Consider the following 20,137-nt stretch of genomic DNA (forward strand, 5'->3'; position numbering starts at 1 on the left):
CTGTTCAAGATCGGTGCGAATCGGTCACAACAGTTGATGAGGACATCCACGATGCGAAAAATGCTTGCGGCCACTGCGCTGGCCACGGCCGCGCTGGCCGTTGTCGGCGGAACGGCGAGTGCGGACACCTTCGTTCCGCTGCCCGACGGCGAGAAGGCCGGCCCCGGTGTGTTGATCAAGCGGGTGGCGGAAAGCGCCCTGATCTCGCCGTCCATGGCGGCCAACGGCGCAGGCCGCGTGGCGTGGGTGAGCGGAACCGTGCTGGCCGAGGTGGCCGAGACCCCGAAGGGTGAGCCCCGCCCGTTCGTCGGCGGTAACGGCGCGCCCGGCACCAACAACTCCTCCACGCACGGTTCTTCGCGCGTGAGCACCGGCTACATCGTCGGCTGCCAGGTGAGCATCGCCGACGACGCGATCTCGGCGGGTGTCTCGGGCGGCATCAACACCAGCGGCTTCAACGCCGGTGGCTCGATCGGCGTGAAACTCGGTCCGGGCGAGGTGAAGTGGGTCGGCATCGAGGGCTTCGACATCGTCGAGAAGGGCAACTACCACGTCAGCTACAAGGACGTGGAGCTGCAGATCCAGGGCTGCGCCGGGTACGCCCAGGCACGCGCCTACACCGTCGTGGAGATCATCGGCGACAACTACTCCAAGACCTCCCTCTACGGTGCCCCGTTCAGCATCGGCTGACTTCTCGACGGATAGGAACAACTCCATGAGCATCTTCACGAAGGCGACCACCCGGCTCGCCGGTGCCGCAGCGGCGGCGACCGTCGCGCTCGGCCTGTTCTCCACCGGTGCCGCCCATGCCGACACCTTCATCCCGCTGCCCGGCGGCGAGATCACCCAGACCCTCCCCGACGGCACCCCGGTGACCATCCGCCTGGTCGGCGAGTCGGTGAACATCAGCCCCTCCATGGGCGCGACTCCCTTGCATCGCAACGTGTGGGCGTCCGGCCGGGCCGAGGTGCAGGTGCACGGCGAGCACAAGGGCGTCAAGATCTCGCCCGGATACGTCGTCGGTTGCCAGGTCGACATCTCCGGCGGCAACGCCAATGCCGGTGCCAACGGCGCGGTGACCCACGAGGGCAAGGGCAGCGGCGGCGTGACCTCCGGCGGCAACCTGACCCTCGGCCCCGGCCAGGCGACCACCTTCTGGCTGCTCCAGGTCGAGGGCCCGGATGCCTACGGCGAGGAGAGCTACGTCCCCGCGATCAAGTTCTTCGGTCCGGAGGGCTCGGTCACCTGGGCCGATTCGACCCTGGGTCTGTCGGGCTGCGCTGGTTACGCCCAGGCGCGTGCCTTCGTTTCCGTCGAGGTGACCACCCAGTTCGGTCGCTCGGAGCTGCGCCTGTGGGGCCAGCCGTTCAGCCTCGGCTGATTTTCCGGGCCCCGCGGGGAGCTGCACGCTCCCGGCGGGGCCCCGGCTGATTTCTGCTCGTCGGCACGCTCGTTCGGTGCCGGAACGTGGCGAAGCAGGACGACGACCAGGCCGGCGCGCCGATCATCAACAGTCTGCGCCTGCCGATCCGGTCGCCGAGGGTGCCCATCGTGATGAGGAAGCCCGCGACGAGGAACCCGTAGATGTCCAGGATCCACAACAGCTGTGAACTGCTCGGCCGGGCCCGGTGACGCAGTGCACAGCCGGGAAGTCGTTGGACATTCCGGGCCCGCGACCACGATCATTGGCGCGGTGTCCACACCTATCGACCAGCTCCGGGAACCGTCGCGGGAGACGGGCGAGCCGTTTCCGTGGTCGGCGGCCATCGATTCGACCTATTCCACCCGCGACGCCATCGACGCGCTCGCGCTCGCCCCGTTCCTGCGCGGCGAGCAGCCCTTCGCGCGGCAGGCCCACCTCGACCGGGTCCATCCCGACGCGCCGTTGCGGCCCGAGGGGTCGACGATCCTGCGCTCGGTCTTCGACGACGACAGCAGTGCGATGCTGGCCGCCGGGGCCGGCTGGTCGCTGCGGGCGGTGCGCTGGGCGGGTGGCTCGGCGACGGTCGAGGTGACCGCCGCCAGCGATGAGCTCGCCGTCGAGGTGCTCGCGCGCGCCACCGAGGGCGCGGCCCAGGCTCGCGACACCTCCTCGACGGTGGAAATGGGCTTCTGGCACATGGATGTGCGGCGGCCCGCGCGCAGGCGCAGGCAGATCGTCGCGCCCGCGTGGCCGGAGATCCGCGGCAACTACACCGCGCCGGTTTCGGCGGCGTTCGACCGGCTGATGAGCCTGGGCACCGATGCCATCCGCGGCAGGCTCGTGCTGCTGCACGGCGAGCCGGGTACCGGGAAGACCACCGCCCTGCGGGCGCTCGCGCGGGCGTGGGCGCCGTGGTGCCAGGTCGACTGCGTGGTCGACCCGGAGGAACTGTTCAGCAATCCCGGCTATCTGATGGAGGTGGCGGCCGGTGCCGACGGTGACGACGAGGACGGTCGCTGGCGCTTGCTGGTGCTCGAGGACTGCGACGAGCTGATTCGCGGCGAAGCCAAAGAAGCGGCGGGACAAAAGCTTTCGCGGCTGCTGAACCTCACCGACGGCATGCTCGGTTCGGGACGCAAGGTGCTCTTCGCGATCACGACCAACGAGGACCTGTCCCGCTTGCACCCGGCGGTCGTGCGGCCCGGGCGGTGTCTCGCGCAGCTCGAGGTGGGCAGACTCTCGCCCGAGGAGGCGACGCGGTGGCTCGTTCGCCAGGACCATGCCGCCGCCGCCTTCCCCGACGGTGCCACGCTCGCGGAACTGGTGGCCCATCGTGACGGTGGAATTCAGATCCGCTCGACGGTCGAGCGAACGACCGAAGTCGGTATGTACCTGTAGGGCTCGCCCTCAGCGATGGACGACGGAGGCGGCCGCCGCGCAGGCGAGAGTGAGGACGAGGGGGACGATCAGCGCCGCGGTGAGCGGGATGATCGCGGTGAACCAGCCGATCACCGCCGGGCCCGCGAGCAAGCCGAGATAGCCGATGGTGAAGACCCGCGACATCTCGGTGGCCGCCTTCGGCCCGCCCAGATTGCCTGCCGCCGTGAAGATCTGGGGCACGCCGCCCGCGAGTCCGAGACCGCACATCGCCCAGCCGACCAGCGACAGCGGCAGCCAGGGTGAGACGATCACGACCGCGAAACCGGCAGCGCACAACAAGCTTCCGTAGCGCAGTAGCGCCACCGGCCCGATCGCCCCGCTCACCCGGTCGGCCAGGAAACGGCCGATCGTCATGGTCGCGGAGAACGCGCCGAACGCCAGTGCCGCGTCACCCTCGGACACGTCGAGGTGTTCGCGGACCTGCAGTGCGCTCCAATCGGCGGCCACACCTTCGGCCAGCAGCAGCACGAATGCGATCAGCCCGAGCCACAGCACCTTCCGGTTCCGGTGCGATTGCCGCTCTGCGTCGTTCAGGCTCGAGTCCTCGTCTCGGGCCCGCTGCTCCCGGGCTTTCTTGATGCGCGATCCGGGAGCGCCGGTGAGATTCTCGGACGATGTCGGTGAGAGGTCTTCGGCGGGAAGTGTGTCGTAGTGCTCGGGGTGGGAAGCGGGCTCGCGGTGGTGGGAGACGAGATGGGGGACAAGGGCCGCGGTGGTGACCAAGCCGAGAAGGCTCGCGGCGGTGAGCGTTACCTCGGGGGCGATGCCCGCGCGTTGGGTGGCGGCGCCGATGAGGGAGCCGACGAAACCGCCCGCCGAGAACATGGCGTGGAAGGCCGACATGATCGGGCGGCCGTACGCACGTTCGACCAGCACCGCCTGCGCGTTCATCGACACATCGAGCGCACCGTTGCCGAAACCGAAGCAGGCCAACGCGATCGCCAGGGTCACCGGCCCGGTCGCCAGGCCTGGACCGACGATCGTCACCGAGATCGCCGACGCGGCCAGCGCCACCAGCGTCCGGCTGCCGAGCCGGTCGGCGGCGGGGCCGGCCAGCCGCATCCCGATCAGCGCCGTCCCGGCGAGCAACAACACGAACATCCCGAGCGTCGAGGCCGACACCTCGGTCCGGTCGGTGATCGCCGGAATATGCACCACCCACATCGCGAGCAGCACCCCGTTCAGCGTGAAAGCGCCGAACACCGCCCCCCTGGCCGACCGCAGCCGACGATCAATCGCTGGCGTCACCCCATCGACGCTACCGGCCACCCGTCGGACCCTCCCCGAATTCAAGATCACCACGCTCTGGTTGCGGCGTTTCGCGGGAGGGTCGCGCCACCAGAGCGTGGTGATCAATCCAGGATTTACCGCGGGGTCCAGACCCCGGTGGCGGCGGCCTCCTTGGCGTATTCGGTGAAGTCGCGGGGTGCGCGGCCGAGGGCTCGCTGGACTCCGTCGGCTGTGGCGGAGTTGCGGCCGTCGAGGATGGTGCCGAACAGGTAGTCGAGCAGCGCGACCTCGGGTTCGGGCAGGCCGAGTTCACCGAGGGCGGTGACGAAATCGGGCCGGGTGAGCGGGACGAAGGCGATCTCACGGCCGGTCGCCTCGGCCACCTCGGCGACACCTTCGGCGAAGGTGAGCGCCCGGGGCCCGGTGAGTTCGTAGACCTCGCCCGCGTGGCGAGCATCGGTGAGGGCGGCGACGGCCACCTCGGCGATGTCGTCGGCGTGCACGAACGGCTCGGGCACATCGCCGTTGGGCAGTGCGACCACACCGGCGAGGACATCGCCGACGAAGGCGCTCTCACTGAAGTTCTGGGCGAAGAAACTGCAGCGCACCACGGTCCAGGCGAGCCCGGACTCACGAACTGCCGCTTCGCATTCCAGGGCTTCGGGCTCGCCGCGGCCGGACAGCAACACCACCGAGCCGACGCCGGCCGCGCGGGCGGCGGCGGTGAACGCGCGAATGGTGTCCGGTGCGCCGGGGACGGCGAGGTCGGGCTGGAAGGCGAGGTAGATCGCGGTGACCCCGGCCAGGGCGGGGCCCCAGGTGTCGCGGTCGGTCCAGTCGAAGGGGATCTCGGCGGTGCGCGAACCGCGTCGCACCGGGTGACCCGCCGCGTCCAGGAGGGCGGCGACGCGGCTGCCGGTCTTGCCGTTGGCGCCGGTGACGAGGAAAAGAGGCTGGTGAGCAGCGGTTTTTGTCATGACATAAGTACACCGTCCACAGCTGTGCGTCACCATCGTCGGAACGCTCGCCGACATGCGCCGTCGTCTACTGTGAAAGATGTGGATGCGTTAGCCGGTCTGCTCGAGGGCCCACGTGCACGCGGTGCGTTTCTGATGTGCTCGCTGCTCGACCCGCCGTGGTCGCTGCGGGTCCAGGATCAGGCGCCGTTGACGGTGCTCGCCATGATTCGCGGAAAAGGCTGGGTGAGTACCGAATCCGGTTCGCCGCAGCAGGTCGGCGCCGGTGATGTGGTGATCTTCCGTGGGCCGCAACCGTATACGGTGTCCGACGATCCGGCGACCGAGCCGCAGATCGTCGTGCAACCGGGGCAGGTGACGACTACACCCGACGGTGAAATCCTCTGCGAGACACTGACTCTCGGCGTCCGGCAGTGGGGGACCGACCCCGACGGCGAGACGCTGATGGTCACCGGGACCTACGAGTCCGCCGGTGCCGTGAGTACCCGGTTGCTGCGCGCCTTGCCGCAGGTGGCGGTCCTACCGCGTGGCGACCTGGATTCCCGGCTGCTCGACCTGCTCGTCGACGAGGCGACCAGGGACCGCCCCGCCCAGGGCGCCGTCCTCGACCGCCTCCTCGACCTGCTGCTCATCGCCGCCCTGCGTGCCTGGTTCGCCCGCGACGACGCGCCCGCCTGGTACCACGCCTACAGCGACCCGCTGGTCGGCAAGGCGCTGCGGCTGCTGCAACACAACCCGGCCCACCCGTGGACCGTGGTCGCGCTGGCCGACGCGGTCGGCATGTCGCGGGCCGCGCTCGCGCGCCGGTTCACCGAACTGGTCGGCGAACCGCCCATGACCTTTCTGACCGAATGGCGGTTGTCGCTGGCCGCCGACCTGCTCGCCGAAACCGATTCGACCGTGGAATCCATCGCCCGCCAGGTCGGCTACGGCAGTGCGTTCGCCCTGAGTACCGCCTTCAAACGGCACTTCGGGGTGAGTCCGCGTGACCACCGGCAGGGTGGGGGAGCGGCTTTGTCGTCGTCGGCCTGAACGGGGCTGGCATCATGACGGCATGGATTACCCCGTGCTGTGGCCGATGCCGACCCGCTGGGCCGACAACGACCAGTACGGTCACGTCAACAACGTGACCTACTACTCCTACTTCGACACCGCGGTCAATGCCTGGCTCATGCGGGCCACCGGCACCGACATCACGGCGCTGCCCGCGCTCGGTGTGGTCGCCCAGACCTCGTGCCGGTTCCACGGCTCGGTCAGCTTCCCCGACCAGCTCCAGGTGGGGCTGCGCATCTCCCGGCTCGGCAAGTCGAGCATCACCTACGACCTGGCGATCTTCCGGGAAACCGACGGTGGTCTCGAGCTGGCGGCCACCGGCGATTTCGTGCACGTCTACGTCGACACCGAGACACGCAAGCCGGTGCCGATCCCCGAAGTGGTGCGGGCGGCCGCCGCGGAACTCGTGACCGAGTAACAGTCCTACGCGCGCAATGCTTCCTGGAAGCGGCGCATGCCCGCGATCCATCGGTCGTAGTCGGCGCCCTTGTTGCGATACATCTGCAGCACCTCGGGGTGCGGCAGGATCAGGAAGTGTTCGGCGGCCATCGCCTCGATGACGGTGTCGGCGACCTCCTCGGCCGACAGCACCGCGCCCGCAGTCTTCACCGCCTTGATCGCGAAGGCCGCCGCGTCGGGGTTCTCCGGGATGAGGTCGCCACTGAGCAGCCGCGTGTCCACGCCCATCGGGCACAGGCAACTCACGCGAACACCCTTGTCGCCGTAGGTGATCGACAGCCATTCGGCGAACGCGACCGCCGCGTGCTTGGTCACCGAGTACGGTGCCGAACCCAACTGGGTGAGCAGGCCCGCCGCCGACGCGGTGGAAACGAAGTACCCTCCCCCCCGTTCGACCCAGCCCGGCACGAGCAGCTTCGCGGCCCGCACATGCGCCATCACATTCACATCGATCGCGGCGGCCCACTGGTCCTCGGTGCTGTCGAGGCCGGGCCCACCGCCGATTCCGGCATTCGCGAAATACATGTCCACGGGGCCGAATTCACGTTCGGCGGTGGCGATGAGCTGCGCGACCACCTGTTCGTCGGCCACGTCGCCACCGACTGCTGTCGCCTTGTCGCCGAGTTCGGCGGCCACCTTCGCCGCGCTGTCACCGTCGAGATCGGCGACGACGACCCGTGCGTCACCGGCGACCAGCCGGGCGGCGAGCGCGGCACCGATGCCCGCACCCGCGCCGGTGACGATCGCGACCTTGCCTGCTGTCTCCATGCTGGCACCCTAACGGCGGTGCCGCCGGTCCCGCACCGGATCGCGGACGGTTCAGGTGGCGGCCACCGGCTCGCGGACCGGTTCGACGGGTGCCTTCGCGCTGCGGGCGAGGGTGCCGAGGACGGTGTGGTTGAAGGCCAGGTTCAGCAGGAAGGCGGTGGCCGCGCCGAGGGTGACGCCGCTGTCCAGCAGGATCTGCGCCGAGGTGGGGAACTTGTCGAACATGTCCTTGGTGAAGACCGGCAGCAGACCGATGCCGATGGCGGTGGCCGCGATGGTTGCGTTCACCCGGTCGGTGAGGTCGGCTTGCAGCAAGGTCCGCACGCCGACCACGGCGACCGTCGCGAACAGGACCAGCCCCACGCCGCCGACCACCGGTTTCGGGATCACCGCCACTACTTCACCGATGCGGGGGACGAGCCCGAGCAGCACCAGGATCGCCCCGCTCACCGCGGTCACGTACCGGCTGTAGACCCTTGTCGTCGAGACCGCACCGACGTTCTGGTTGAAGATGGTGTCGATGAACGCGGTGAAGATGCCGCCGAGCACACCGGACAGGCCGTCACCGACCAGGCCACGCGCGAGATCGCCTCTGCCGAGCGGCTTTCCGGTGATCTCGCTGATCGCCAGCATGCTCGCGGTCGACTCGGCGAACACCACCGCCATCACGATGCTCATCGCCACCACGGCGGTCACCGGGAACTGCGGTGACCCGAAGTGGAACGGTTGCGGAATGCCGATCCAGTCGGTGGCACCGACGCCCGCCGTCGAGACCAGCCCCATCGGCAGCGCGATCACGATGCCGGCGACCAGCGCGATGAGCACGCCGAGCTGCGACCACACGCCACGACCGAGGCACACGAACCCGACCGCGATCAGCACCACCACCGCCGCCAACCCGATAGTGGACGGCGACGCGAAGCTCGGCGCCTTCGGATCGCTGCCGATGATCAGCCCACCGGCCACCCCGATCAGCGACACACCCACCACAGTCAGCACGGTCCCGGTGACCAGCGGCGGAAAGAACCGCACCACCCGCGCGAACGGCCACGCCAGCGCCACACCGACCACGCCACCGATCAGCATCGACCCGTACACCGCGTCGAGCCCGTACTCCTTCGCGATCAGAATCATCGGATTGAGCCCGACGAACGTGGCCCCACACACGATCGGCAGCCTCGCCCCGGCCAGCTTCCCGACCCCCAGGCTCTGCACCAGCGTGATGATGCCCGCCACCAGCAGGTCGGCGCTGATCAACAACCCGATCGTCGCTCTGTCCAGCCCCGCCGCCGCCCCGAACACCAAGGGCACGGTGATACATCCGGTGTACATGATCAGGACGTGCTGCAGGCCGAAGGCCAGTTGCCGACCCAACGGCAACCGGGTGTCGACAGGATGTGCCTCGCTCATACACAGGTTGTAGCCCCCGATTTTTACAGCGGGAGCGCACCGTGTTTCGCCTGCGTTGCGGGACTCGTATATTCCCCGGTCCGGTCAGGAGGGGCGGTCTGGCCAGGTCAGACGCGGCTGAGGAGGGTCAGGGGGTCCTCGAGGAAGGTTGCGGTGGTGGCGAGGAAGCGGGCGCCCAGTTCGCCGTCGATCATGCGGTGGTCGAAGCTGAGGCCGAGGGTGGTTGTCCAGCGGACGGCCAGTTCGTCGCGGAATACCCAGGGGCGCTTGCGGATCGAGCCGAGGCAGAGGATGGCGGCTTCGCCGGGGTTGACCAGGGGGACGCCGGTGTCGACGCCGAAGACACCGACATTGGTGATGGTGAAGGTGCCGCCGAGGAGGTCGGCGGGGGTGGCGTTGCCGGAGCGGGCGGTGTCGGCGGCCCAGCTGATCTCGCGGCACAGTTCGCGCAGGCTCAGGGTTTGCGCGTCTTTGAGGTTCGGAACGAGCAGCCCACGGTCGGAGGCGACCGCGATGCCCAGGTTCACGTAGTGCTTGGTGACGATCTGCTGATTCTGCTCGTCCCAGGCGGCATTGACGCCGGGGTGTTCGGCGATGGCGGCCAGGGCGGCACGCGCGACCAGGGCGAGTGGGGTGAGCGTGAGTCCTTCGAACGACTTCGTGGTGCGCAGGTGGTCGAGCAGTTCCATCGAGGCCGTGCAGTCGACGGTGACGAATGTGCTCGCCTGCGGAATGGTGCGGGCGCTGGCCAGCATCGCGGCGGCGGTGCGCTTGCGGATTCCGGTGACGGGCGTGCGTTCCTCGCGAGCCCTCGACTCGATGAGACCCGCGTCGTGACCGTTCTGCTGGGCGACAGCGGCGAGCTCGGCCCCGGGCTTGGCGCGCGGCCCGGTGACCGGCACGGCCGAGCGCACGTCCTCGACGGTGACCGCCCCCTCGGGTCCCGAACCCGCGACGTACCACAGGTCTATCCCGAGCTCCTTGGCCAGTTTCCGGGCCGCGGGCGTGGCAGCTGCCCGGTGCGTGCTCGGCGTGGTGGATGCCATCGACGGTGTCGGCTTGCGCCGTCGTGAGGTGGCTTCGGCCTCGGGCCCGTACCCGACCAGCACGTCCCTGCGGTCCTCGGCGGTGGGCGGGTCGGTGACCTCGAGATCGTTGCGCACCCGGATCAGCGGGGCGCCTACCGGCACCGTATCGCCGGGCGAGGCAAGCAATTCGACGACCGTCCCGGAGAACGGCGACGGCAGCGCGACCACCGCCTTGGCGGTCTCCACCTCGGCGATGGTCTGGTTCAGTTCCACCGTGTCGCCCACGTCGACGGCCCACGACACCAGGTCGCCGTCGGCGAGGCCCTCACCCAGGTCGGGGAGACGGAATTCGAGCACGTGTCCGTCGTCGCCAGCTGGTTGCGGCACGGGCGCACCTTTCGTCGTCATGCGGCTAGGCAACGGTCGACCGCGGCGAGGATGCGATCGGGATCAGGCAGATGGTGCTTTTCGAGCTTAGCCGGGGGATAGGGGATGTCGTAGCCGCCTACACGCAGCACGGGCGCCTCGAGGTGATAGAAGCAGCGCTCGGTGATCCGCGCCGCGATCTCGGCACCGAGCCCGGCGAACACCGGCGCCTCGTGCACGATCACCAGCCGTCCGGTCTTGTCGACGGATTCGGCGATGGTGTCGACATCCAGCGGGGACAGGCTGCGCAGATCGATCACCTCGATCGAGTTGCCTTCCTCGCCAGCGATTTTCGCGGCTGTGAGCGCGGTGGCGACGGTGCCGCCGTAGGCGAGGACGGTGGCATCGGTGCCCTCGGTGAGCACACGCGCCTTGTGCAGTGGCAGGTCGGGTTCGCTGTGGAAGTCCACGTCCGCCTTGTCCCAGTACCGGCGCTTCGGCTCGAAGAAGACCACCGGATCGTCGAGCGAAATAGCCTGCCGGATCATGTGATACGCGTCGAAGGGCGTGCTGGGCGACACCACACGCAGACCGGCGGTGTGCGCGAAATACACCTCCGGCGACTCCGAATGGTGTTCGACGGCACCGATACCGCCGCCGAACGGAATGCGGATCGTCAACGGCGCCTTCACCTTTCCACCCGTCCGGTAGTGGATCTTGGCGACCTGGGACACGATCTGGTCGAACGCGGGGTAGACGAAACCGTCGAACTGGATCTCCACCACCGGCCGGTAGCCGCGCAAGGCCATTCCGAAAGCCGTTCCCACGATGCCGGATTCGGCCAGGGGCGTATCGATGACGCGATTGTCGCCGAAATCCTTCTGGAGCGTGTCGGTCACCCGGAACACACCACCCAGCTTGCCGATGTCCTCGCCGAGCAACACCACCTTCGGCTCGTCTTCCATGGCGCGGCGCAGACCGGTGTTGAGAGCGGCGGCGAAGGTGGTGATCATGACTGCGCTCCTTCGGCGAGGTAGGCCGAGAACTGGTGTGCCTCTTCGGTGATCAGTGGGTGCTCGGTCGCGTAGACGTGGTCGAACATGCGGAGGGGGTCGGGGTCGGGCATCTGCAGTGTCGCGGTGCGTACCCGGTCGGCGACCTCGTCGGCCGCGCGTGCGACCGAGCGGGCGAACTCGTCGTCGAGCAGACCCTCGCGTTCGAGCAACAGTCGCACCCGCTCGATCGGATCGCGCCGCTCCCAGTACTCGATATCGGCGGCCGTGCGGTACCTGCTCGGATCGTCGGCGGTGGTGTGCGGGCCCATCCGGTAGGTGATCGCCTCGATGAAGGTGGGGCCGCCGCCGCTGCGGGCGCGTTCGACCGCCTGGCGGGTGACGGCGAGCACGGCCAGCACATCGTTGCCGTCCACCTGCACACCGGGAATGCCGTACCCGTCGGCCCGGCGCACCAGCGGCGCGTGACTCTGCACGGTGACCGGTTCGCTGATCGCCCACTGGTTGTTCTGGCAGAAGAACACCACCGGTGCGCTCCACGTGGCGGCGAAACCGAGCGCCTCGGCGATATCGCCCTGACTGGTCGCGCCGTCGCCGAAGTAGGTGATGGTGGCGATGTCGGCGCCGTCGAGGTGGGCGGCGTAGGCGTAACCGGTGGCGTGCAGACCCTGGGAGCCGACGACGATATTGGCGTTGGTCATGTTCACCGCGTCGGGATCCCAGCAGTGGTGGGCCACTCCGCGCCACAGCCGCGTCAGCTGCTCGGGCGGTACGCCACGGCAGTACGCCACCGCGGTCTCGCGGTACGAGCAGAAGATGTAGTCGTCGGGGTGCAGTGCGTGCACCGAACCGACCTGTGCCGCTTCTTGGCCGAGCATGGGTGGCCACAGGCCGAGCTGACCCTGGCGTTGCAGTGCGGTCGCCTCGAGATCGATCCGGCGGGTCACGACGAGGTCCCGGTAGAGGCCCCGCAATCGTTCGGCATCGATATCGGCGACCAGCGCGCCGTGCTCACGATCGAATACGCGACGTCCGTCCGGCTGGATCAACTGGACCGGGTAGGTCTGCTTCTCCGGCATCGAGATCGCCTCCTCTCCACCGCGCCTTGTGGGCCGATGCGGGTACGACTGATCGCTGAGTGCGATGTGTATCACACAGCATCCACGATACCGCCGCCTGCGCAAGTGAACGACACGTGACTGAGCAGAATGCACGTTGTGCTGGGGTGACGCGCTGTCATACTGCGTTGTATGACCAGTCGCGAACCCGCCGTGACCCTCGACGCGACCGACGCGCGATTGCTGCGCGAACTGATCGCCAGCCCCCGAGCCACCGGGGTGGAACTGGCCGCCCGCCTCGGGCTGTCACGCAATACGGTGCAGGCGCGACTCGCGCGCTGGGACAGCGGTGGGGTGCTCGGCAGTTTCGAGCGCCGCGTGGAACCGCGTGCTCTCGGCTATCCGCTGGCAGCCTTCGTCGCGGTGGTCGTCGATCAGCACCAGCTGGACGCGGTGGTCGACGAGCTCGCCGACGTTCCCGAGGTCACCGAGGTCTGCGGCATGACCGGCGAAACCGACCTCACCGTCCGCATCGTGGCCCGCGACGCCGACGACCTCTACCGCATCGCGGGCGCCATCCTGAAGATCCCCGGCGTCGAACGCACCAACATGGCCCTCGTCATGCGCGAACTGGTCGGACCACGCACCGCACCCCTCCTCGACCGCCTCGCCGACCCGGACTGAGATCGACGGAACCTGCGGGTCACGCCGTGAGGGCCGATTCACTTGGCCCGGGCTGAAGGCTCGGCGGAGCGCGCGGGTCAGGCGGTGAGGTCCGGACCGACCTCAGCGCACCTACTTCTGAGCTGGGAGTATGCGGCGGACGATGAGGCCGGCGAGCAGCGCCCAGAAGGCGCCGCCGATGCCGAGCAGAGTGGTGCCGGAGGCGGCCACCAGGAAGGTGACCAGGGCGGCGAGGCGGTCGCCCGGATCGGTGAGGGCGGCGGAGAGGGAAGCGGCGAGCGTGGCGAGCAGGGCCAGGCCCGCGACGGTTTCGAGGGTGCCCGCGGGGGCGGCGGCGATGAGGGTGACCAGGGCGGCGGAGGCCAGGCCGAGGACCAGGTAGGAGGCGCCAGCGGTGGCCGCGGCGATCCAACGGCGCTTCGGGTCCGGGCTCGCGCTCGGGGCGGCCGCGAGCGCGGCGCTGATGGCGGCGAGATTGATGGCGTGACCGCCCGCCGGGGCGCCTAGGACGGTGCCGATCCCGGTGACGAGCATGGCAGGCCGCCACGGCACCTGGTAGTCGAAAGAACGCATCACGGCGACGCCGGGGATGTTCTGCGAGGCCATCGTGACGATGTAGAGCGGAACGGCGATGCCGATGATCGCCTGCCAATGCCATTGTGGGGCAGTCAGTTCCACGGTGGGGATCATGGCGGACAGGTCGAGATGCCGGTCGGCGACCACGATGTCGATGCCGGTGCCGACGGCCGCCGTCGCGAAGGCCACGAGCACCGCCCACTTCGGTGCGTACCGTTGCAGAACCAGCCACACCACGATCACCGGAACCACCACGGCGGGCGAGGTACGCAATGCCTGCACCGGAGCCAAGCACAGCGGAACGAGCACGCCGGCGAGCATGGCCTGCGCGATCGGCACCGGAATCGCCGCGACCAGCGAACCGAGCCGCTGCCACAGACCGGTGACGAAGATCAGCACGCCCGTCACAGCGAACGCCGCGACCGCGCCCGGCCACCCACCGGCCACCAGGCCGGTGCTCACCAGCAGCGCCGCGCCGGGTGTCGACCAGGCAAGGGTGATCGGAATCCGGTACCGGAAACTCAGCAGCAGAATGCCGATGCCCTGCGTGAAACACAGCACGAGCAGCCCCGACGCCGCCTGCGCCGGACTCGCTCCCACCGCCCGCAACCCGCTCAGGACCACCGCGAAGGAACTGGTGAACCCGACCAGTGCCGTCACCGCGCCCGCACCGAGCGGCTGACCTATCCCGGCCGGTTTCTCGGTGACATCGGACGACGAACTGGTGGAGACCTGCGACATTCGGCAAATCCTGCCCGACGGGTCTGGGAGCGTCACCGGCCAGTAGCGCGAAACTGGCCTGATCCGGCCCGCGGTGCCGGCCGCTCGGTCACCACGCTCTGGTGGCGTGCGGCTCTCGGCCGTTGCCGCCACCGGAGCGTAACGATCATCTGTCCAGCCTCCGTCCGATGCGTGGGGTGCCGTTTCGGGTGTGGGTGGGCGGGGAGTGCGTAGGGTGGCGGCGGGGGACGGACCGGGAGTGAGGAGTTGGCGTGGGTGCGGTGCTGATTTCGGCGGCCGAGCTTCGGGAGGAGCTGGCGGCGAACAAGATTCACCTGTTGGACGTGCGGTGGGCGCTCGGTGATCCGGACGGTCCGCAGCACTATCTCGACGGGCACATTCCGGGCGCGGTGTTCGTCGACCTGGAGACCGAACTGGCCGCCGCACCGTCACCGGCCCGTGGCAGGCACCCTTTGCCCGACCCCGGAACCTTCGAGAAGTGCGCCCGCAGCTGGGGGCTCGGCACTGATGAGCCCGTGGTCGTCTACGACGCGACCGGCGGCATGGCGGCGGCCCGCGCATGGTGGCTGTTGCGCTGGGCCGGTGTCGACAACGTGCGCATTCTCGACGGTGGGCTGCCCGCCTGGACCGCGTCCGGCGGGGAACTCGCGACCGGTGCCGAACCCGACCCGACCCCCGGTGACCTGGTTGTTCGCCCCGGCGCGCTGCCCGTGATCGATGCGGACGCCGCCGCGAAATGGTCGGGTGTCTTGCTCGATGCTCGCGCGGGCGAACGTTTCCGAGGTGAGGTGGAACCGGTCGATCCGCAGGCCGGTCACATTCCCGGCGCTGTCAGCGCACCGACCGCTGAAAACCTGTACCCCACAGGACATTTCCGCACCGCCGAGGAATTGCGCGAGCGCTTCGCCGAGTTCGGTGACGGACCGGTCGCGGTCTACTGCGGTTCCGGCGTCACCGCTGCGCACGAAATCGCGGCCCTGGCCATCGCCGGGATCGACGCCGCCCTCTACCCGGGGTCGTGGTCGCAGTGGTCCAACGACCCCAAGCGCCCGGTGGCGACGGGCGCCTGACGACGAGACCCATCAAGGGCATGTTCGGGCGACGTCGTGGAGGGCGGCGTTGTCGGCGGCGGTGATCGGTAAGTCGTAGGCCACGGCGACGGTGAGGTACTTCGCCGCGTAGAAGCAGTGATTGGGCTTCGCGGGTGGTAGCCATTCGCCAGGCATGTCGTCGCCTTTGGACTGATTGGTCGCCTTGCTGGTGGCCAGCAGATTGACCGAGAGGTCGTTGGCGAAGCGCAGACGGCGTTCCGGTGGCCAGGCGTGTGCGCCCATATCCCAGGCGGCGGCGAGCGGATAGACGTGGTCGATCTGGATGTCGCCGCCGTCGGATTTGCGGAAAGCGATGTCGGTGCCGGTGTAGGGGTCGGTGAGCACGCCTTCCACCACCACACAGCGACCCCGGCGAACCACATCGCGCAGCTGGGCGGCCAGCACGTTGTTGCGGGTGTCGCAGCCGTCGTGACCGCCGGGCGCGTCGGTGTCGTCGGACCAGGCCGGACCGAACACACAACCCTGCCCGGCCTTGCAGCCGCGTTCGTACCCGCCGGGGTGCGGTCGCGCATCGATCACGCGCACCTGATCGAGCAGCGCGCTCACCTCTGCCCGCGTCGGACTACCCGGCGCGGGCGCGATCGGTTCGGGCGCCAGCACCCCGCAACCCGCGCACGCGAGCACCAGCAGGACCAGCCACGCGAGTCTCCCCATGCACAGGTTGTAGCCGACCCCACCGACAACTTCGCCGTACTACAACCAGGCGCGCGCCAGGATGTCGTCTGCCGCGAGCTCGGCGGCATGTGGTGGGAACCGGGTGGCCGCGATCGAGGAGATGTGGGTGCCGTCGTGGCCGATCAACCACGAACCACCCCGGTCCTCGCACTCGGCGATCTTGGCGAACACGGTGAGCAGGAAGGTGATGGAATCGCGCGGGTCGGCCGTGTGGGCCAGCCGCTGGGATTCACCGGGCCGGGACAGATCGATCCATACGCCGGACTGGCCGTCCAGGCGCATGCCGACGATCTTCCCGGCATCGACGAACGTGAACTTGCGCCGCTCCCACGGGGTGGTGGGGGTGTAGCTCTGCTCGAGAACCTGGAGCAGAATCGTCATCGCTGCCCTCCGCACGCATTCAGGGGGTTCATCGGCCGAGCCGGTTCGTGGCCGGTTCGCCTGGGTGAGTATGCAGTTGTCGCCGGTGATCTTCCGGCCGTGACCAGGGAATATCCAAGTATGTTCCGTGGGAGCCCAGAAATCCAGAGCGATGGCCGAGCGCGGGGTGTCGGTGGCTCCTGCTTGGATGGCAACCATGCTGCACGGTCTGTGGTCCCCCGGTTCGGGCCTGCTGCTGTGGCACGACGGGCAGCCCGTTGCGGTGGGTTCGGTGCTCGGCGACATTCTCGAGCGCGCGCGGTTCCGGCACCGCGCCGAGGTGCTCGTCGTCGACGAGGCGGGCGCACCGGGTCGAGCCGAGGTCCGCGCGCACGCGCTCGCGCCGCCGACGGCCGCCGTCGTGCTGCGCAGCAGGCTGCCCCGCGAGCACATCTCCGGCGACCTGCGTTTCCTCGCGCACGTCGCCCGTGGCATCGAGCGCTGGGTGCGGGCCGGTCGGGTGGTGCCGCAGGTGGATCGTGCCGACGGGCAGTGGTGGGTGCGGTGGCGGCTGGTCGGCGGGCAACGTCAGCGGGCGTGGCTCGCCGAGCTGGCCACGGCCATGCCCGCCGCGCTGCGGGTGGCCGGGTCGCCCGCCGGGGTGCTCGAGGACCTGGTCACCGAACTGACCGACCCGATCGCCCGCGAATACCTGAGCCACCGTTCGATGACGCACCCGCTGCTGGCGGCGCTGATGAGCGACACCCCGCTCGACGAGGGCTCCTACCGGCTGGCCGAAACGCTGTCGCAGTGGCGCGAGGGATACGCCGCCGACGAACCCGAACTGGTCCTTCGCCTGTGCGAACCCGACGGCGAATTCGGCACCGACGACGACTCGGTGGCGCTGTGGCGACTACAGGTGTGCCTGCGCCCCGTCGACGACGCGCCGAAACCTGTTGCCCTCGATGATGATCCGGTCTTGGTGCGCACTGCCGCCGAGAAGCTGGGCCAGGCACGCAAGGCCTACCCGCGTCTGCGTGACCTGCCGACCGACCCGCGCGGACTCGACCTCCTGCTGCCGACCCAGGTGGTCGCCGACCTGGTCGCCCACGGCGCGCATGCGCTACAGGAGGCCGGGATTCGCCTGCTGCTGCCGCGCGCCTGGAACATCGCCGAGCCGAGCATGCGCCTGCGGGTGAGCAGCCCGGCCGCCGCCGAATCCACCGTCGGTCTGAGCGGATTGCTTTCCTACCGTTGGGAATTGGCGCTCGGGGACATGGTGCTCACCCCGGCCGAGATGGAACGGCTGGTGCGCAGCAAATCCGATCTCGTCCAGCTGCGCGGTGAATGGGTGCAGGCCGACCATCGCGCGTTGGCGGCCGCCGCCCGGTACGTGGCACTGCACGCCGACGACACCCCGATCACCCTGGCCGACATGATCGGCGAGCTCGCCGCCGAACGGGTCGACAATGTGCCGGTCACCGAGGTCACCGCCGACGGCTGGGCGGCCGAACTGTTCACCGGACACGGCCATCCCGAGCCGGTTCCGGTGCCGATCGGCCTGAAAGCCCAGCTCCGCCCCTATCAGGAGCGCGGCCTGAGCTGGCTGGCCACCATGAGCCGGCTCGATTGCGGCGCGATCCTGGCCGACGACATGGGTCTCGGCAAGACCGTGCAGGTACTCGCGCTGCTCGTGCACGAACGCGAGGCCGTCGGCCCGGTAGGGCCGACGCTGCTGGTGTGCCCCATGTCGGTGGTCGGCAACTGGCAGCGCGAAACCGAACGTTTCGCACCCGACCTGCGCGTCCTCGTGCACCACGGGACCGATCGGCGCAAGGGCGCGGATTTCGCCGCCGCGGTCGCGGATGCGGATCTGGTCGTCACGACCTATGCCCTGCTCGCGCGCGATGCCACGTTGCTGAGCGAACAGCACTGGGAGCGGGTGGTTCTCGACGAGGCCCAGCACATCAAGAACGCGACCACCAGGCAATCACGGGCTGCCCGCGCCTTGCGGGCCCGGCATCGCTTGGCGCTCACCGGAACACCGGTGGAGAACCGGCTGGAAGAACTGCGTGCCCTGTTCGATTTCGCCATGCCCAAGCTGCTCGGCAGTCCGCAGTCCTTCCGTGCCCGCTTCGCGGCGCCCATCGAACGCGAACGCGACCAGCACGCCATCGACCGGTTGCGGCTCATCACCGAACCGTTCGTGCTGCGCAGGCTCAAAACCGATCCGGCGGTCATCAGCGATCTGCCCGAGAAGCTCGAGATGACGGTGCGCGCGAATCTCACCGTCGAGCAGGCCGCGCTGTATCAGGCCGTGGTCGACGACATGCTGGAGAAGCTCAAAGACGCCAAGGGCATGGCGCGCAAGGGTGCGGTGCTCGGCGCGCTGACCAGGCTCAAGCAGGTCTGCAATCATCCCGCGCATTTCCTCGGCGACGCCTCGCCCATCATGCGCCGCGGGGGCCATCGCTCGGGCAAGCTCGCCCTGGTGGAGGACATCCTCGACGCCGTCCTCGCCGACGGCGAGAAGGCCCTGCTGTTCACCCAATTCCGTGAGTTCGGGGACCTGATCCTGCCGTTCCTCACCGAACGGTTCGGCACACCCATCCCGTTCCTGCACGGCGGGGTGACCAAGCAGCGTCGCGACGACATGGTCACCGGATTCCAAGCCGCGGGCGGCCCGCCGTTGATGCTCCTCTCGCTCAAAGCGGGCGGGACGGGGCTGAACCTGACCGCCGCCAATCATGTGATCCACCTGGACCGCTGGTGGAACCCGGCCGTGGAGAACCAGGCCACCGACCGTGCGTTCCGCATCGGCCAGCAGCGTGCGGTGCAGGTGCGCAAACTCGTCTGTGTCGACACCATCGAGGAGCGCATCGACGAAATGATCAGCGGCAAAAAGGCGTTGGCCGACCTGGCCGTCGGGGCGGGGGAGAACTGGATCACCGAACTCGGCACCGACGAGTTGCGTGAACTGTTCACCCTCGGGGCCGAGGCGGTGGGTGACTGATGGCCGATTTCAGTCAGTTCGGTCCGCGCAAGCCGGTGCGCGGTGGTGCGCAGGCGCGCGGTGGTTTCGGTCGCACGTGGTGGGGAAAGTCGCTGCTCGAGGCGGTGGAGAAGGTGGCCGACGCGGGCAGGCTCTCGCGCGGGCGCACCTACGCGCGGGTCGGGCAGGTGGTGAACTATCGCGTGGAGCGCGGTGCGGTCACGGCCGAGGTGCAGGGTAGCCAGCCGAGCCCGTTCACCTCCGTGTTGTCGGTGCGGCCGCTGCGCGAGGAGGAGATCGATCTGCTGCTGGCCGAGATCCGCGAAGCGCCCGGCATGCTCGCCGAAATCGCTTCGGGCGCACTGCCACCCGCGCTCGGACCACACCTGCTGCCGACCACCGCCGCCGAACTGGACTTCTCCTGCACCTGCCCGGACATGGGCTGGCCGTGTAAGCATGTGGCCGCCGTCTGCTACCTGCTCGCCGAACGCCTCGACGAGCAACCGGGCGAAATCCTCACCCTGCGCGGACTCGACCTCGACACCCTCATCGGTGGGGTCGAAAGGTCCACTCGCAGCGCTGATTCCGACGACCCCTACGGCGACCACCTCGCCCTCCCCGACCTACCACGCATCGAATTCCACCCCGTCATCGAGGACCTCGACGCCATGGCCTTGCGCCGTGCCCTACGCATGTCGGCCGAGGACGAGCAGACCGCCGCCACCGGTCTCCGCGAATTGCGTGCCCTCTACGCCGAATTCGACAGCTGAGT

Annotated in this window: 19 protein-coding genes; 9 read left to right on the forward strand and 10 right to left on the reverse strand. The window is 69.0% G+C overall.

Annotation, left to right across the window (positions count from 1 at the left end):
* Positions 1 to 60: 60 nt before the first annotated feature.
* From ACSVDM_RS24775 to ACSVDM_RS24785, 3 genes are all read left to right on the forward strand, one after another.
* On the forward strand, positions 61 to 690 hold the full coding sequence (locus ACSVDM_RS24775; RefSeq protein ID WP_245655426.1) for an MspA family porin: 630 nt from the start codon (positions 61 to 63) through the stop codon (positions 688 to 690).
* 25 nt (positions 691 to 715) lie between these two features.
* Positions 716 to 1,381: an MspA family porin gene (locus tag ACSVDM_RS24780; RefSeq protein WP_067641479.1), complete on the forward strand. Its 666-nt coding sequence runs from the start codon at positions 716 to 718 to the stop codon at positions 1,379 to 1,381.
* A gap of 312 nt (positions 1,382 to 1,693) precedes the next feature.
* A complete protein-coding gene (locus ACSVDM_RS24785) occupies positions 1,694 to 2,821 on the forward strand; it encodes a DUF5925 domain-containing protein (RefSeq protein ID WP_439268288.1) in 1,128 nt (375 codons plus the stop codon).
* A gap of 9 nt (positions 2,822 to 2,830) precedes the next feature.
* Here the strand turns inward: ACSVDM_RS24785 and ACSVDM_RS24790 are convergent, their stop codons facing one another.
* Positions 2,831 to 4,111 (reverse strand): MFS transporter, encoded by a 1,281-nt coding sequence (locus ACSVDM_RS24790; RefSeq protein ID WP_439268290.1) that lies wholly within the window; start codon positions 4,109 to 4,111, stop codon positions 2,831 to 2,833.
* 116 nt (positions 4,112 to 4,227) lie between these two features.
* Positions 4,228 to 5,070, reverse strand: a complete 843-nt coding sequence (locus ACSVDM_RS24795; RefSeq protein WP_439268292.1) for an NAD(P)H-binding protein — start codon at positions 5,068 to 5,070, stop codon at positions 4,228 to 4,230.
* An 81-nt stretch (positions 5,071 to 5,151) separates the two neighbouring features.
* Here ACSVDM_RS24795 and ACSVDM_RS24800 point away from each other — a divergent pair, with 81 nt between their 5' ends.
* Entirely contained in the window at positions 5,152 to 6,102 is a 951-nt protein-coding gene (locus ACSVDM_RS24800; RefSeq protein ID WP_439268294.1) for an AraC family transcriptional regulator, read from the forward strand.
* 22 nt (positions 6,103 to 6,124) lie between these two features.
* Positions 6,125 to 6,541, forward strand: coding sequence for an acyl-CoA thioesterase (locus tag ACSVDM_RS24805; protein ID WP_067490558.1), 417 nt, complete (start codon positions 6,125 to 6,127; stop codon positions 6,539 to 6,541).
* Between the two features lie 5 nt (positions 6,542 to 6,546).
* Here ACSVDM_RS24805 and ACSVDM_RS24810 read toward each other — a convergent pair whose 3' ends face one another.
* From ACSVDM_RS24810 to pdhA, 5 genes are all read right to left on the reverse strand, one after another.
* Positions 6,547 to 7,350, reverse strand: coding sequence for an SDR family oxidoreductase (locus tag ACSVDM_RS24810; RefSeq protein ID WP_439268296.1), 804 nt, complete (start codon positions 7,348 to 7,350; stop codon positions 6,547 to 6,549).
* Between the two features lie 51 nt (positions 7,351 to 7,401).
* Positions 7,402 to 8,760 (reverse strand): uracil-xanthine permease family protein, encoded by a 1,359-nt coding sequence (locus ACSVDM_RS24815; RefSeq protein ID WP_439268298.1) that lies wholly within the window; start codon positions 8,758 to 8,760, stop codon positions 7,402 to 7,404.
* Positions 8,761 to 8,867: 107 nt separating this feature from the next.
* Positions 8,868 to 10,175 carry a dihydrolipoamide acetyltransferase family protein gene (locus tag ACSVDM_RS24820; protein WP_243749867.1) on the reverse strand — a complete coding sequence of 436 codons (1,308 nt, stop codon included), beginning with the start codon at positions 10,173 to 10,175 and terminating at the stop codon, positions 8,868 to 8,870.
* Positions 10,176 to 10,192: 17 nt separating this feature from the next.
* On the reverse strand, positions 10,193 to 11,167 hold the full coding sequence (locus tag ACSVDM_RS24825) for an alpha-ketoacid dehydrogenase subunit beta (protein WP_439268300.1): 975 nt from the start codon (positions 11,165 to 11,167) through the stop codon (positions 10,193 to 10,195).
* Positions 11,164 to 12,246, reverse strand: a complete 1,083-nt coding sequence (gene pdhA / locus ACSVDM_RS24830) for a pyruvate dehydrogenase (acetyl-transferring) E1 component subunit alpha (protein ID WP_439268302.1) — start codon at positions 12,244 to 12,246, stop codon at positions 11,164 to 11,166. Before pdhA ends, ACSVDM_RS24825 begins: the two co-directional genes overlap by 4 nt.
* A gap of 171 nt (positions 12,247 to 12,417) precedes the next feature.
* On the opposite strand from pdhA, the gene ACSVDM_RS24835 reads away from it, so the two are divergent.
* Entirely contained in the window at positions 12,418 to 12,909 is a 492-nt protein-coding gene (locus tag ACSVDM_RS24835; RefSeq protein ID WP_067641500.1) for an Lrp/AsnC family transcriptional regulator, read from the forward strand.
* Positions 12,910 to 13,020: 111 nt separating this feature from the next.
* On the opposite strand, the gene ACSVDM_RS24840 is transcribed toward ACSVDM_RS24835, so the two are convergent.
* Positions 13,021 to 14,226, reverse strand: a complete 1,206-nt coding sequence (locus ACSVDM_RS24840) for a benzoate/H(+) symporter BenE family transporter (RefSeq protein WP_439268304.1) — start codon at positions 14,224 to 14,226, stop codon at positions 13,021 to 13,023.
* Positions 14,227 to 14,477: 251 nt separating this feature from the next.
* Here ACSVDM_RS24840 and ACSVDM_RS24845 point away from each other — a divergent pair, with 251 nt between their 5' ends.
* Positions 14,478 to 15,296, forward strand: a complete 819-nt coding sequence (locus tag ACSVDM_RS24845; protein WP_439268306.1) for a sulfurtransferase — start codon at positions 14,478 to 14,480, stop codon at positions 15,294 to 15,296.
* A 12-nt stretch (positions 15,297 to 15,308) separates the two neighbouring features.
* On the opposite strand, the gene ACSVDM_RS24850 is transcribed toward ACSVDM_RS24845, so the two are convergent.
* A complete protein-coding gene (locus ACSVDM_RS24850; RefSeq protein ID WP_439268308.1) occupies positions 15,309 to 15,992 on the reverse strand; it encodes an HNH endonuclease family protein in 684 nt (227 codons plus the stop codon).
* A 39-nt stretch (positions 15,993 to 16,031) separates the two neighbouring features.
* A complete protein-coding gene (locus tag ACSVDM_RS24855) occupies positions 16,032 to 16,394 on the reverse strand; it encodes a hypothetical protein (protein ID WP_067490527.1) in 363 nt (120 codons plus the stop codon).
* A 196-nt stretch (positions 16,395 to 16,590) separates the two neighbouring features.
* Between ACSVDM_RS24855 and ACSVDM_RS24860 the strand changes: the two genes are divergently transcribed.
* Positions 16,591 to 19,386 carry a DEAD/DEAH box helicase gene (locus ACSVDM_RS24860; RefSeq protein ID WP_439268339.1) on the forward strand — a complete coding sequence of 932 codons (2,796 nt, stop codon included), beginning with the start codon at positions 16,591 to 16,593 and terminating at the stop codon, positions 19,384 to 19,386.
* A complete protein-coding gene (locus ACSVDM_RS24865) occupies positions 19,386 to 20,135 on the forward strand; it encodes an SWIM zinc finger family protein (RefSeq protein WP_439268310.1) in 750 nt (249 codons plus the stop codon). Before ACSVDM_RS24860 ends, ACSVDM_RS24865 begins: the two co-directional genes overlap by 1 nt.
* Positions 20,136 to 20,137 lie beyond the last annotated feature (2 nt).

It is taken from the genome of Nocardia sp. JW2, from assembly GCF_051843015.1.
GTDB classification, from domain to species: Bacteria; Actinomycetota; Actinomycetes; order Mycobacteriales; family Mycobacteriaceae; genus Nocardia; species Nocardia coubleae.